Here is a 13,923-nt window from a genome sequence, read left to right as displayed (position 1 = left end):
ATATCATGGAAAGACAAGGAGTAAGATTTATAAAACTACCTGAAAACACTGAACCAACCTGGAAAAGAATAATCGTTGAGTCGAATGTCCCGGAAATATTAAACCCGCTAAAGGAAATTTCAAGAAATCTTTGGTGGAGTTGGAACGATGACGCGCGGAAACTTTTCGAGGAGATTGACCCGGAAATCTGGGGACAAACAGCACATAACCCTATATTGCTCCTGGAGGAAACAAGCCTGGAGCGTTTCAGTGAACTGGAAGCCGACGAGGCATTTATTTTGCGCATGCACGAAGTAGAGGCCCAATTACATCAATACCTGAAAGAAAGGAAGAAATTACTGGGACCGAAAGTTGCCTACTTCAGTATGGAGTATGGCCTCCATGCCAGCCTGAAAATTTATTCCGGGGGTTTGGGAATTCTGGCAGGTGATTACCTGAAAGAAGCCAGTGACTCGAAGGTGGATATGACAGCCGTTGGCCTGCTTTATCGTTTCGGTTATTTTAAGCAAACCATTTCGGGCACCGGCGAGCAGGAGGCTCATTACGAGGCAGAACTTTTTTCGCACATTCCGGTGCAGCCGGTAATGGATGAAAACGGCAACTGGGTAACCGTTACCGTTGATATGCCTGGCCGTACCGTTTTGGTACAGGTGTGGGTTGTTCTGGTGGGTGCCGTGAAACTGTACCTTTTGGACACGGATTTGGAAGCCAATCAGGAACAGGATAGGTTCATTACCCATCACCTTTACGGAGGCGATAACGAGAATCGTTTAAAACAGGAGATGGTCCTTGGTTTAGGTGGTATCCGGGCACTGGAAAAAATGGGTATTTCCGCCGAAATCTATCACCTAAACGAAGGTCATGCTGCGTTTATCGGTCTGGAAAGAATGTGGAATATTCAGCAAAAGGCAAACCTGACCTTTGCCGAAGCCAAAGAGGTGGTTCGTTCGTCAAACCTGTTCACAACGCATACACCGGTTCCGGCAGGGCATGATTCTTTCCACGATGATTTGTTCCGTGCCTATATGGAGAAATTCACTACCCGTTTGGATATTTCGTGGGATGAATTTAAAATGTTGGGTAAGACCAATCTGCATGAAGATCATTTCAATATGAGTTTTTTGGCGGCAAACCTATCAGAGCGAATCAATGGTGTGAGCCGTTTGCACGGGAAAGTGAGCCAGGAACTGCTGGTAAAATTGTATAAAGGGTTTCTTCCGGAAGAATTGGAAAATATTGGTTATGTAACTAACGGGGTGCATTATCCATCCTGGGTCGCACCGGAATGGAGACAAATTCATGAGAAATTCCTGAAGGAGGAACTTCCCGAAGACATTCATGATTACGACGAGGCAATTGAAGTGCATGCCTGGAAGAATATATACAAGGTGGAAGATGGTGTTATTTGGAACACGAAGTCGAAATTGCGTGCCCGGTTAATCGATTATATCAAAGAAAGGTTTAGCGATATCCACATTCAGCGTAACGAAAACCCCAAATTTATTGCTGAAGCTTTGTCTAAGCTGAATCCGAACGCGCTGACTATCGGTTTTGCCCGGCGTTTTGCTACCTACAAACGGGCGCATCTTATCTTCCGGAACCTCGAGCGGCTCAATAAGATTGTGAATAACCCGGAAAGACCGGTCCAATTCATCTTTGCCGGTAAGGCTCACCCGGCCGATAAAGCCGGTCAGGATTTGATCAGGTATATCATGGAAATTTCCAAACGGCCGGAGTTTGTTGGGAAGATTTTATTTATCCCGAATTATAACATGAACCTCGCCAAGATTATGGTGCAGGGCTGTGATGTCTGGATGAACACTCCGACCCGAACGTTGGAAGCTTCGGGTACGTCGGGAGAGAAAGGTGTGATGAACGGAACGTTACATTTCTCTGTTCTTGATGGCTGGTGGGTCGAAGGTTATAAAAAGGATGCCGGATGGGCACTTACGGAAGAACGCTCGTTCGACATTCAGGACTTGCAGGATGAGTTGGATGCTGAAAGCATTTACAGTACGCTCGAAAACGAAATCGTCCCGGCTTATTATTATCGGAACGAAAAAGGTGTACCGGTTCTTTGGGTCGATTTCATCAAGAACACGTTTGCAGAAATAGCCCCCTATTTTACTACACGCCGGATGATGCGTGATTATTTCGACCGCTTTTATATCAAACAGGCTGAGCGCTCAAAGGGTATTGTTGCGGAAGATTATCGGCGTACACGTGATATGGCACAGTGGAAAGCAAAGGTGTCGGGTGTGTGGAACGATATCGAGGTGGTAAACGTGCAACTGGCCGACGGTATTTCGAATTCCTATAAAATGGGACAGAATTATCCGTTGAAGGTTGTCCTTGATTTAAAAGGGTTGACACCCGATGAAATTGGTGTAGAAATGATTGTCGTTTCATCTGATGAACCGGCAGAGTTGATGCAGAAGCAGGAATTTACGCCGGTGAAAACGGAAAATGGAATGACGCATTATCAGCTGGATCTCAATCTGAAACAGTCGGGAACTTTCAATTATGGTTTGCGCGTTTATCCGAAGAACGAGAACCTGGCGCACCGTCAGGATTTTTGCTACCTGAAATGGATTTAATTTCGATTTTGATGATAAAAAAGAAAGGCCTCCTCAATTTTGGGGGCCTTTCTTTCTTACCCGCGTTTATATTGGCTCAATGCCTTCTTTTTTCAGCAATTCAAGGCTTAGCTGACTGAGTTTATACTTTTGAATTTTTCCGCTGGCCGTCATCGGGTAATCATCGACAAAAAAGACATACCTGGGGATTTTGTACCGGGAAATTTGCCCGCGGCAATAGTCCCTGACATCCTCTGCCGTTAACGAGGCATCCTGCTTCAACTTAATGAAAGCGCCGATTTGTTCGCCATATTTCGGACTGGGAACTCCGGCCACTTCTACCGACTGAATTTCCGGCATTTCATACAGGAAATTTTCAATTTCGCGAGGATAAATATTTTCTCCGCCACGAATAACCACGTCCTTTATCCGGCCGGTTACCCGGAAATATCCTTCTTCGTCACGTACGCCCAAATCGCCCGAGTGCAGCCAGCCATCTTCATCGATAGCTTCGGCGGTGGCTTCCGGATTTTTGTAATATCCCTTCATCACGTTATAACCTTTACAGCAAAGTTCTCCCGGCTCTCCCGGTTTCAATTCTTCGCCGGTTTCGGGATTCACCACCTTCACTTCGACAAAAGGATACGCTTTACCAACCGTTGTCGATCGGATTTCCGGCGGGTCGGTTGTCCGGGTGGCCGTCATCCCCGGTGACGATTCCGTGAGGCCATAAACAATAACGATTTCCTTCATGTTCATCTTGTCCATTACCTGGTTCATCGTTTCGGTGGGGCACGGAGCTCCTGCCATAATACCGGTGCGAAGTGATGACAGATCGAACATATCAAACATCGGATGATGGAGTTCGGCGATGAACATGGTCGGTACACCGTCAAGGGCCGTACAACGCTCTTTGTGCACCGAAGCCAGTACCATCAGCGGGTCGAAGTCTTCTACCATCACCATGGTGGCCCCGTGCGAAACAACGGCGCACACGGCCAGTACGGAACCAAAGCAATGAAAGAGAGGTACACAGACACATAACCGGTCGTTCTGCGTGCAATTCATGCATTCGCCTGTGCTGTAGCCGTTGTTCAGGATATTGTGATGCGACAACATCACTCCTTTCGGGAAACCCGTTGTTCCTGATGTGTATTGCATGTTCACCACATCATGCGGCGTAACCAATTTTTGGGTTGAGCTCAGCAGGCCGTCATCAAGCTGGCTTCCCAGCAAAATTAACTCTGCTGTATTGTACATCCCACGGTGTTTCTCGGGACCGATGAATATAATGTTTTTGAGGAAAGGAAATTTCTCACTTTCCATATATCCCCGTTCGCACGACTTCAGTTCCGGCACCAGCTCATTCACCATTTTTACATAGTCGCTGTCTCGGAAGCCATTGATGATACAGAGTGTTTGTAAATCGGAGTTCTTCACGAGATACTCCAGTTCGTGCAACTTGTAATTGGTATTAATGGTCACCAGTATGACGCCTATTTTTGCTGTAGCAAACATGAAAGTCATCCAGTCGGGAACATTGTTCGCCCAGATCCCCAGCTTGTCGCCCGGTACCAATCCAATGTACAGAAGTCCTTTGGCCAGGTTGTTTACCCGTTCGTCAAATTCCCGGTAGGTGAAACGCAGGTTGCGATCGGGGTAAACCATGAATTCGTGATCGGGCGTTTTTATCGCCCAATGCTCCAATTGGTCGCCTAACGTAATATCAAGTAATTTCATGAGAAGCCCTTTTTAATAAGGTGCATAAACAACGGCAAGAATGGTAGCCGGCTTATCGGCGTTGGTATGTAGGTTATGCTCCACCACCGAATCGTAATAAATACTGTCGCCAACTGCCAGTGTGTGGCTTTCTTTCCCGTATGTAACTTCAATTTCTCCTTCGAGAACGTATATAAACTCCTCACCTTCGTGCGACGACAGAAGATAATCTTTTCGATCTGAAGGTTTAATTTGAACGATAAGGGGTTCCATATGACGATCCGATTTTTCGCTGGCCAGCGAATGAAAATCAAGATTCACCCGTGCGTCACTGTTTTTGTTCGAGAAACTGGCGCTGGGTTTGCTAACCCCCTTGCGGGATATAACCGGTCCCAGCTGTTCAGAGTCGTCGAGGAAAGTTCCCAATCGAACGCCTAATACCCGCGATATTTTGATGAGATGCCCAAGCGAGGGTATCACGGCATCCTCTTCAAGTTTTGTTAAAATCGGTACTGTAAACTGACAACGGTCGGCCAGTTCTTCCCTTGAAATTTCTTTCAACTGACGAATGTTGCTGATGCGTTCACCAACACTTTTCCCTTTGGTCATATGATATTGATTTTTGGTTCCGGAAGTAAGCCGAATTAACAGGTCGTGTTCTGTCTATTATTAGTTAAGACAGCTTAATTTAGCGTTGAAAGTTAAAGGAATTTTGTGGTAGATTGACGTTATTTTTATTGATAAAGGGCTTAAACCTGTTTATTTATATTGATTTTAATCAGGTTATGTTCAGCCTGTTGAAGTTGAATTGCCTGCTATTCCCAGTTTAAGAGGTGCTTATAAGGTACCGGTTGTTTCTGTTTTGGATGTTCTGAATTACCCGTGATTTTAGTATCTTAAGGTGTGATTTTCCTCTCCTATGAATGACGATCGACTATATCAAATTGGCATTTCCTTAATTCCCCTGGTGGGATGCATTACGGCTCGAAACCTGGTGGCTTATACCGGCGGCAGCCGGGAGGTTTTTCGTACGCCGGAAAAAGAGTTGCGCGAAATACCGGGGATCGGTACTGTTTTAGCGCGTAACATAGCAAACGCCGACGTGTTGAAACGGGCCGAGAAGGAATTGGAATTCATCGAAAAACATCAAATCCAACCACTCTTCTATCTTGATAAGGAGTATCCCGAACGATTAAAGGCTTGCGTCGATGCGCCGGTGATGTTGTATGTGAAAGGTAGGCCCGATTTGAACATGGCCAAAATAATTAGTGTGGTCGGTACCCGAAGCGCAACCGATTATGGTTACCAGATGGTTGACGAATTGCTGAGCGAATTGGGTAGCCACAGTTACCCGGTTATGGTGGTGAGCGGCTTGGCGTATGGCATCGATATCCGGGCACACCGGTCGGCACTGAAGAATGGATTGCCTACGGTTGGCGTATTGGCTCATGGTCTCGATAAGCTTTACCCACCGCTGCATTCGGGTACCGCGCGGGAAATGGTTGCCGGTAACGGTGGCCTGGTTACCGATTTTATCAGTGGATCGCCTATCGACCGGAAGCATTTTATTCGCCGTAACCGGATTATTGCCGGATTGGCCGATGCGACCATTGTGGTGGAGTCGGCGCACAAAGGAGGGGCCCTGGTTACCGCGGAAATTGCCAATTCGTATAACCGCGATGTTTTTGCTTTTCCCGGTAGGAAAGGCGATGCGTTTTCCGAAGGATGCAACTTCCTTATCAAATCGAACCGGGCAGCCCTGATCGAATCAGTAAAGGATTTGGAATACATCATGAACTGGGAGCGTGGGAAAAGCAAACCCGATGCGCTTCAGCCCCGTTTGTTTTCCGATTTCTCGGAAGATGAAAAAATCGTGATAACCATTTTGGAAGAAGAAGGCCCGCTGGCAATCGACTTGATTTGCATCAAAAGCGGATTGCCCATGAATAAAGTTTCTCCGCTATTGCTCAACCTGGAATTTACCGGCGTGGTAAAAGGACTTCCCGGAAAGGTTTTTAAGTTGATTTGAATCCATTTGCCGGTTTGTGCTGGCTACAAATTGTAGCAGCTTCCCGCGTTGTGTCGGGAACGAACCACGATATGCGACAACGTCTCTTGTTGTGACGGGAATAAATCGCGAAATGTGCCAGCGTCTTTCGTTGTGACGAGGAACCTTCGCAAAACGCAATCGTCGGGATTTACCCCGTATGGTAATGTCATCAAATCGTCACTTCTGATAATGCCCAAACAATCTAATGACGCAATTCGTTGGGAAAGTGTATTTTTGCACGCAAATGAATATCGGCAAAATGAAAACGTTTCAGGAATTAGGTATAGGAAAATCACTATTGAAGGCACTGGATGAGATTGGATTTGAGGTACCGACCCCAATTCAGGAAAAGGCTATTCCGGCCATTAAATCAGGGCAGGATGTGTTAGGCATTGCGCAAACCGGGACCGGGAAGACAGCGGCCTACCTGATTCCTTTATTCATGAAGCTGGTAAAGGCGGAGGGTGATGCTCCCCGTGCGGTTATTCTGGTTCCTACGCGCGAATTATCGGTGCAGGTGGGAGAGGATATCGAAGAGTTAACTACCTATTCCAATCTCAGGCATGCGGCTGTTTATGGCGGCGTAGGCTGGACCAAACATGCGGCTTTGGTGGAACCGGGAATCGATATCCTGGTGGCGACACCCGGACGGTTATGGGACTTGTACAGGAGGGGTGTACTCTCGTTAAAAAAGGTGAAAACGCTGGTGATTGATGAAGCCGACCGGATGCTGGACATGGGATTTATGAGGCAGATAAACCAATTATTCGAAGTCATTCCGCCTAAGCGGCAAAACCTGCTTTTCTCGGCAACTTTTTCAGGTAAAGTGGAGAAAATGAGTGATGAATTTCTCGATTTTCCGGTCCGTGTTGAGGTGGCCCCTTCGGCTACGCCTGCCGAAAAAGTGGAACAGTACTTTTATAATGTTCCCAATTACCGGAGTAAGCTGAACCTGATTCAATATCTATTAAAGAATGAAGAGCAGTTTGACCGGGTACTGATTTTCTGCCGGACGAAGGAGAATGCCGAAGGTGTTTACAAAGTCATCAAGCGGAAGGCGGAGGGCGAAGTCCGTATTCTGCATTCCAACAAGGGGCAGATGTCACGAATTAATGCGATTAATGCGTTCAAAAAAGGAGAAGTGCGTGTGCTTATTTCTACCGATGTGTCAGCCCGCGGGATTGACGTGTCGCGCATTAGTCATGTCATCAACTTCGATTTGCCACCCGCCGACGAAGATTACGTACACCGGATTGGACGGACCGCCCGGGCCAGTTATGAAGGTGTAGCTATTTCGTTGGTGAATCCGGCAGAAATATACCATCTCGAACGGATTGAGAAATTAATCCGTATGAAAATTCCGGGGAAAAGTGTGCCGGAGGAAGTGGAACTTGTCGAATCGACGAGACGTGAGGAACAGGAACAGGCCCGGGAAATTGACCGGATGAAGAAGCTGTCTGACCCGACTTATAACGGAGCTTTTCACGAGAAAAGGCAGCATTTTAAAAAGAACTCTTTTTCCTTCAATGCCAAGAGTAAGCACTTGCGTGAGAAGAAAAAATCGAGCCGGAAGTAAATTCCTTTTTCGGTAGAGTGTTAAGAAAAAAGATGTTCCAGCAGGATTTTGAAACCGATAGCCAGCAGAACAATCCCTCCGAGTAGTTCCATTCGTTTCCCAAAGCGGTTACCCACATCTTTTCCGATGCGGATTCCCAGCATAGAGAAAAAGAAGGTGACAGCCCCGATGATAACTGCTCCCCAAAGCAGATCGCCTGGTGAAGCTAATGCGTAAGAGAAGCCGACAATCATCGCATCGATACTGGTAGCGATGGAAAGCGTTAATATATTTTGCCACGAATAAACATTGGCCATTCCGTGGGTATTCTCCTTATCCAGACTTTCGAATATCATTCTTCCGCCCAGATAGGAAAGAAGTGCAAAGGCAATCCAGTGATCGAAATGCTCTACAAATACCTTTATCTTGGAACCCAGGAACCATCCGAGCAAGGGAAGTAATCCCTGAAAGAAAGCTAAGGACAAGGCTATTTTAACTGCATGCTGGAAAGAGATTTTTCGCTCGGCCAGCCCGCAGCTAATGGCGACAGTAAATGAGTCCATCGAAAGGCCCAGAGCGAGAATGGAAACAGTCAACAAATCCATTAAAATGATTTTGGACGAAGATAGAAAAAGAGCCGGAATCGGGCAAAAGCCACAAAAAAAAGAAAGCCGCCCGAAAAATCCGGACGGCCTGTTCAAAACCAATAAGAGGTTGTTAAATCTCGTTTGATGTATTGTTTACATCATTCCGGGCATACCGCCGCCCATTCCGCCTGCTGGCATTGGAGGATTTTCCTCTTTCTCGTCAACGAGAACACACTCGGTGGTGAGGAACATACCTGCAATTGATGCAGCATTTTCAAGTGCGATGCGGGTTACTTTGGCCGGGTCGATAACGCCTGATTCAAACAGGTTCTGGTATTCGCCGATACGGGCATTGTAACCGAAGTCATCATTGCCTTCCATTACCTTATTAACGATAACGGCACCTTCCAGTCCTGCATTAGCTACAATCTGGCGCATAGGCTCTTCGATGGCGCGTTTAACGATTTCGATACCAGTGGTTTCGTCTTCGTTGTCACCTTCGAGATTTTCCAGTACACTGATAGCTCGGATGTAGGCAACACCACCTCCGGGTACGATTCCTTCTTCAATCGCTGCACGGGTCGCACTCAGTGCATCGTCAACACGGTCTTTCTTTTCTTTCATTTCGATTTCGGAAGGGGCACCGACATACAATACCGCAACACCGCCGGATAGTTTAGCCAAACGTTCCTGCAGTTTTTCGCGGTCGTAATCGGAAGTAGTCGATTCGATTTGATTTTTAATCTGAGCTACGCGGGCAGCAATATTGGAACTTTCGCCTGAACCGTTAACAATAGTCGTGTTCTCTTTGTCGACGGTAATTTTTTCGGCCTGGCCCAACATTTCGAGGGTGGTGTCTTCCAGTTTCATACCTTTTTCTTCGGTAATCACGGTCCCACCGGTCAGGATGGCAATATCTTCCAACATTTCCTTACGGCGATCGCCAAATCCAGGCGCTTTTACGGCGCATACTTTCAATCCGGCACGCAGACGGTTCACGACCAGGGTAGCCAGTGCTTCACCATCGATGTCTTCCGAGATAATAATCAACGGACGGCCTGATTGGTGAGTTGCTTCCAGGATTGGGACCAGATCTTTCATGGTAGAGATCTTCTTGTCGTGGATCAGGATGAACGGATTTTCCAGCTCAGCTGACATCTTCTCGGTATCCGTTACAAAGTAGGGCGAAATGTATCCACGGTCGAACTGCATACCCTCCACTACTTCAACGTAGGTTTCAGTACCTTTGGCTTCTTCTACCGTGATAACGCCTTCCTTGTGTACTTTTTCCATTGCCTGGGCAATCAGTTTGCCAATTTCGAGATCGTTATTAGCCGAAATGCGGGCTACCTGCTCGATTTTGCTATAGTCGTCACCAACCGTTTTTGACTGCGCACCGATGCTTTCAACTACTTTGGTAACTGCTTTGTCGATACCGCGTTTCAAATCCATCGGATTGGCGCCGGCAGTCACGTTTTTCAAACCAACGGTGATGATGGATTGTGCCAGTACTGTAGCAGTGGTTGTTCCATCACCGGCATCGTCACCTGTTTTGGAAGCCACTTCTTTAAGGAGCTGTGCGCCTATGTTAGCGTATGGTTCCGACAATTCAATTTCTTTGGCAACGGTTACACCGTCTTTGGTTACCTGCGGTGCACCAAATTTTTTGTCAATAATAACGTTGCGTCCTTTGGGACCAAGCGTTACCTTCACGGCATCGGCAAGCTGATCGACGCCTTTTTTCAGCAACTCGCGTGCTTCAATTTCAAATTTGATCTCTTTAGCCATGTTACTTTTTCATTTTAATTTTGTACAATTGGTCTTTTCACTATGCGATGTAAAGAACATCTGACTGAGAAATCAACAGGTAGTTTTCGTTATCAATCTGAAGTTCCGTACCGGAGTATTTACCATAGAATACGGTATCCCCAACTTTTACCTCCATGGGTTCGTCTTTTTTAGCATTGCCCACCTTCACAACGGTTCCCGCTTGTGGTTTTTCTTTGGCTGAGTCGGGGATGATAATCCCTCCGGCGGTTTTCTCTATGGCTTCCAGCGGCTGTACCAAAACTTTGCCGGGAAGAATTCTACCTTTCAGTTCTGTCATCTTGCATTGTATTTTTTGTTAGACATTAGTTATTTCATTGACACCCGCTATCTATCACATTACGTGCCAAAGGTTGTGCTGACAAGGAAAGGCCGCTTTTCAGGACAAAAAATCATCCGGATACGAACGGCTGGAGGAAAGGAATTTGTTAATAGTTATATAATCAGGAAGATACAGTTTTTCCCTGATTGTCAGTTAAGGCTGACAAGCTGACATTTTTTTACGGGTGCCGACTGGCAATTGGCAGACATAAAAAAAAGAGGGTGTCCGAAAATGGATTCCCTCTTTTTTTTATTATAAATCAGACGATTAACCTTCTAATATTTTTGCCATATGATTGATATTTAGTATATTAAGGCATGAAAAGAATCAACTTCAAGCCTTATAATCAGGGACAGTCTGAACTCTTTCCTTCCCGTCTGGATGAGTTCATTCCGGAAAATGCCCCGGTTCGTGTCGTCAGTCAGCTAGTGGACGAACTAGACATTGATGATATTGTCAAGAGTTACAAAGTCAGAGGTTGCAGTGGTTATCATCCACGGATGCTTATTAAAGTATTGTTTTACAGTTATCTCACCAATGTGTTTTCCTGCCGAAAAATGGAGAGTGCTTTAACAGAAAGCATTGCTTATATGTGGCTTAGCGGGAAACAATTTCCCAAACATACTTGCATCAATGACTTCCGAAGCAAACGTTTAAAGAAGCATATTCATCAGCTGTTCACACAGGTTGTGGTCATGTTGGTTGAATTAGAGTATATCAGCCTGGAGGTACAGTATGTTGATGGTACCAAAATCGAAAGCGTGGCCAATCGCTATAGTTTTGTATGGCGGAAATCAGTGGTTCGGCATAAGACCAACCTGGAGAAGAAAATAGCTAACATACTGGAACAAATAGAACAAGGCATTGCAGATGATAATCAAAGCCAGGATGGTGAGCCCCGACCGTTTGATTCAGATGAACTAAAAAAGCGGATAGCCCGAATCAATCAATCGGATAAAGCACAGGACAAAACAACCAGGAAGCTGGTTAAGGAACTGGAAAAGAAGCATCTTCCCAAACTGGAGGAATATGAACAGAAGCTCTCGGATATAGGCCCAAACAGAAACTCATGTTCGAAAACCGATAAGCAAGCCACCTTCATGCGTATGAAAGAAGATCACATGAAAAACGGACAATTAAAACCGGCCTACAATGTTCAGATCAGTACCGAAAACCAGTTTATTACCCATTATGGCATCTATCAAAACCCTGGGGATACACGCACATTTATTGATTATCTGACAGGCTTTCGAAGTCGTTATAATAAACAGTCAAAAGAAGTTGTAGCCGACAGCGGATACGGTAGCGAAGAAAACTATGAATACCTGGAAAAGGAGCAAATTCAACACTACGTGAAGTTTAACTATTTTCATGCAGAACAAAAGAAAGTATTTAAATCCAATCCGTACAGGGTAGAGAATCTCCGCTACTGCGCAGATGGAGATTACTTTTTGTGTCCGATGGAACAGGAAATGAATTTTGTTGCTGAATATAAAAAAACCAATACGCAAGGCTACGTAAGTACGCTAAGGCAATACAGAGCCGGTAACTGTGATGGCTGTCCTGTCAGGAGCAGCTGTTTTAAAGGAGAAGGCAACCGCAGCATCGACGTTAACTTTAAACTAAGGGCTTATAAGCAAAAGGCCAGGGAAAACCTTACCAGTGAAAAAGGGCTGGAACACCGAAGCAGGCGTCCCGTTGAGCCGGAGGCAGTTTTCGGTCAAATCAAATTTAACAAGGGTTTTAACCGGTTTAAGCTAAAAGGAATTGAAGGAGTTGGATTGGAATTTGCCTTAATCGCGATTGCCCTGAACATTAGCAAGATGGCTAAGAAGCTTAAACAACAAGCCTTTGAAGCTCCGTTTTCGACTATAAATCGGCTGGAATCTCTTATAAAAGCCTTCAGAAGCAATTTGCATCCCAAGTACCTACTCTCTGTAAATCCATGCTGATAAAAAGAAAAACTCAGACTGAAATGCAAAAAAAGAGAGTGTCATTTTCGGACACCCTCTTTCAATGCTATCAGGGTAATATTATTTACCGTTGTTTTGTTGTGTTGCGTTGTTTGAATCCTGCTGCTGAGGCGCTGCTTGCGGGAATGTCGGCAATTCGGTCGGGTCTGCTGCATTTTCAATCTGCTTTTCAATGGCAGAACGTTGCTCTACTCCATGACGGGGAATAAACGCTGACGCAGAGATTGACAGAATAAAAAGAGCCCCAGCAAGGTACCAGGTTGCTTTCTCGAGGAAATCGGTGGTTTTACGAACACCCATTACCTGATTTGAGCCTGAGAATGTTGAGGTAAGACCTCCACCTTTTGAGTTCTGGACCAATACGATTAAAATCATAAGGATACAGACTATAAATATTAAAACGGTTATCAGTGTATACATATCTGGTTATCTATTTAGCAGTTTCCTGACTTCTTCAATTTGCCGACCAAAGTAAACACTTTTTTCGGGATATTTCAAACTTAATTTTTGAAATGCTTTGATGGCTTTTTCGTAGTATCCCTGCTTTACATATACATGTGCAAGGGTTTCTGTCATAAACTCATCTGTTTCTTCCGCACTCTGTTCCGAAATATCTTCATGCTGTACATCATCTTTCTTTACCGGGGCAAGTTTCGGTCCTGTTTCCAGGAATTTGTCAATCAGATTATCTTTTGACCTGCCTTTCTCGGGTTTTTCTTCTTGTGTTTGGTTTTTCTTCTTCGCGTTAAGATTGATGGATTTACTAAGCTCCGATAATCCCTCAATGCTTTTAACGTCGTCGTCAAGCTGATAAAAGGACGGTTCCATCACATCAAAGTCCAATAGGTCGAAAGACTTTTGCGGACGCTTCAGCGGGGTACCATCCTCTTCTCCTGTATCCGCTATATCTTCCACCGTTGAATCTTTTATTCGATGTGTATTTGTTGACTCATCTGCCAATTCGATGAAGCCCTCCTCTTCTGTGTATTTGTCGGTGATTTCCGCCTCAGGTGAAGTTGGCATATGAGGTATTTCCTCTGTAGCTTTTTCTCTCACCTCTGCTTGCTGACGGGCTTTCGGATGCAACAGGAAATATAACATCGACCGATCAGTTACACTGGCGGCCGCTACTTTTAACTGGTTGGTGAAGCGAAAGCTTTTTTCGTTGAGCAAATTGCGGGCATAGAGCATATGAGCCGTCTGGAAAAACGGGAATTCATCCAGTATTTCCTTCAGTTCGTCCAGCGACTTCTCATTTAACTGAGTCGGGTCGTCAAGGTATCGCATCATTTGCTCTCTGTTCATCGACATAGT

Annotated in this window: 11 protein-coding genes; 4 read left to right on the top strand and 7 right to left on the bottom strand. The window is 45.5% G+C overall.

Annotated elements, in window-relative coordinates:
* The first annotated feature begins 5 nt into the window (after positions 1-5).
* Positions 6-2,597, top strand: a complete 2,592-nt coding sequence (gene glgP, locus GJU82_RS12335) for an alpha-glucan family phosphorylase (RefSeq protein ID WP_194831047.1) — start codon at positions 6-8, stop codon at positions 2,595-2,597.
* Between the two features lie 66 nt (positions 2,598-2,663).
* Here the strand turns inward: glgP and GJU82_RS12330 are convergent, their stop codons facing one another.
* Positions 2,664-4,316, bottom strand: coding sequence for an AMP-binding protein (locus GJU82_RS12330; protein ID WP_153632410.1), 1,653 nt, complete (start codon positions 4,314-4,316; stop codon positions 2,664-2,666).
* Positions 4,317-4,328: 12 nt separating this feature from the next.
* Positions 4,329-4,904 (bottom strand): helix-turn-helix domain-containing protein, encoded by a 576-nt coding sequence (locus GJU82_RS12325; protein WP_153632409.1) that lies wholly within the window; start codon positions 4,902-4,904, stop codon positions 4,329-4,331.
* Positions 4,905-5,214: 310 nt separating this feature from the next.
* On the opposite strand from GJU82_RS12325, the gene dprA reads away from it, so the two are divergent.
* Positions 5,215-6,324 (top strand): DNA-processing protein DprA, encoded by a 1,110-nt coding sequence (gene dprA / locus GJU82_RS12320; protein WP_153632408.1) that lies wholly within the window; start codon positions 5,215-5,217, stop codon positions 6,322-6,324.
* A 280-nt stretch (positions 6,325-6,604) separates the two neighbouring features.
* Complete coding sequence (locus tag GJU82_RS12315) at positions 6,605-7,921, top strand: DEAD/DEAH box helicase (protein WP_228488692.1); 1,317 nt, start codon at positions 6,605-6,607, stop codon at positions 7,919-7,921.
* A 20-nt stretch (positions 7,922-7,941) separates the two neighbouring features.
* Here the strand turns inward: GJU82_RS12315 and GJU82_RS12310 are convergent, their stop codons facing one another.
* From GJU82_RS12310 to groES, 3 genes are all read right to left on the bottom strand, one after another.
* Positions 7,942-8,505 carry a manganese efflux pump MntP family protein gene (locus GJU82_RS12310; protein ID WP_153632407.1) on the bottom strand — a complete coding sequence of 188 codons (564 nt, stop codon included), beginning with the start codon at positions 8,503-8,505 and terminating at the stop codon, positions 7,942-7,944.
* Between the two features lie 135 nt (positions 8,506-8,640).
* The gene (groL, locus tag GJU82_RS12305) at positions 8,641-10,275 is read right to left on the bottom strand and encodes a chaperonin GroEL (RefSeq protein WP_153632406.1); all 1,635 of its coding nucleotides are present in this window, start codon (positions 10,273-10,275) and stop codon (positions 8,641-8,643) included.
* Between the two features lie 40 nt (positions 10,276-10,315).
* The gene (gene groES / locus GJU82_RS12300) at positions 10,316-10,594 is read right to left on the bottom strand and encodes a co-chaperone GroES (RefSeq protein ID WP_153632405.1); all 279 of its coding nucleotides are present in this window, start codon (positions 10,592-10,594) and stop codon (positions 10,316-10,318) included.
* Between the two features lie 359 nt (positions 10,595-10,953).
* On the opposite strand from groES, the gene GJU82_RS12295 reads away from it, so the two are divergent.
* Positions 10,954-12,588 carry an IS1182 family transposase gene (locus GJU82_RS12295; protein ID WP_153632404.1) on the top strand — a complete coding sequence of 545 codons (1,635 nt, stop codon included), beginning with the start codon at positions 10,954-10,956 and terminating at the stop codon, positions 12,586-12,588.
* Positions 12,589-12,669: 81 nt separating this feature from the next.
* Here GJU82_RS12295 and secG read toward each other — a convergent pair whose 3' ends face one another.
* Positions 12,670-13,029 carry a preprotein translocase subunit SecG gene (gene secG / locus GJU82_RS12290; RefSeq protein WP_153632403.1) on the bottom strand — a complete coding sequence of 120 codons (360 nt, stop codon included), beginning with the start codon at positions 13,027-13,029 and terminating at the stop codon, positions 12,670-12,672.
* 6 nt (positions 13,030-13,035) lie between these two features.
* A complete protein-coding gene (locus tag GJU82_RS12285) occupies positions 13,036-13,920 on the bottom strand; it encodes a hypothetical protein (RefSeq protein WP_153632402.1) in 885 nt (294 codons plus the stop codon).
* Positions 13,921-13,923: the final 3 nt, after the last annotated feature.

The organism is Prolixibacter sp. SD074 (assembly GCF_009617895.1).
Classification (GTDB): Bacteria; Bacteroidota; Bacteroidia; order Bacteroidales; family Prolixibacteraceae; genus Prolixibacter.
This window is presented reverse-complemented; position numbering and strand designations above follow the sequence as displayed.

Excerpts from the sequence above, each read along its gene's own strand:
- dprA (WP_153632408.1), top strand. The coding sequence starts at position 5,215 with ATGAATGACGATCGACTATATCAAATTGGCATTTCCTTAATTCCCCTG.
- secG (WP_153632403.1), bottom strand. The coding sequence starts at position 13,029 with ATGTATACACTGATAACCGTTTTAATATTTATAGTCTGTATCCTTATG.
- groES (WP_153632405.1), bottom strand. The coding sequence starts at position 10,594 with ATGACAGAACTGAAAGGTAGAATTCTTCCCGGCAAAGTTTTGGTACAG.
- GJU82_RS12325 (WP_153632409.1), bottom strand. The coding sequence starts at position 4,904 with ATGACCAAAGGGAAAAGTGTTGGTGAACGCATCAGCAACATTCGTCAG.
- GJU82_RS12310 (WP_153632407.1), bottom strand. The coding sequence starts at position 8,505 with ATGGATTTGTTGACTGTTTCCATTCTCGCTCTGGGCCTTTCGATGGAC.
- GJU82_RS12295 (WP_153632404.1), top strand. The coding sequence starts at position 10,954 with ATGAAAAGAATCAACTTCAAGCCTTATAATCAGGGACAGTCTGAACTC.
- glgP (WP_194831047.1), top strand. The coding sequence starts at position 6 with ATGGAAAGACAAGGAGTAAGATTTATAAAACTACCTGAAAACACTGAA.
- groL (WP_153632406.1), bottom strand. The coding sequence starts at position 10,275 with ATGGCTAAAGAGATCAAATTTGAAATTGAAGCACGCGAGTTGCTGAAA.
- GJU82_RS12285 (WP_153632402.1), bottom strand. The coding sequence starts at position 13,920 with ATGTCGATGAACAGAGAGCAAATGATGCGATACCTTGACGACCCGACT.
- GJU82_RS12315 (WP_228488692.1), top strand. The coding sequence starts at position 6,605 with ATGAAAACGTTTCAGGAATTAGGTATAGGAAAATCACTATTGAAGGCA.
- GJU82_RS12330 (WP_153632410.1), bottom strand. The coding sequence starts at position 4,316 with ATGAAATTACTTGATATTACGTTAGGCGACCAATTGGAGCATTGGGCG.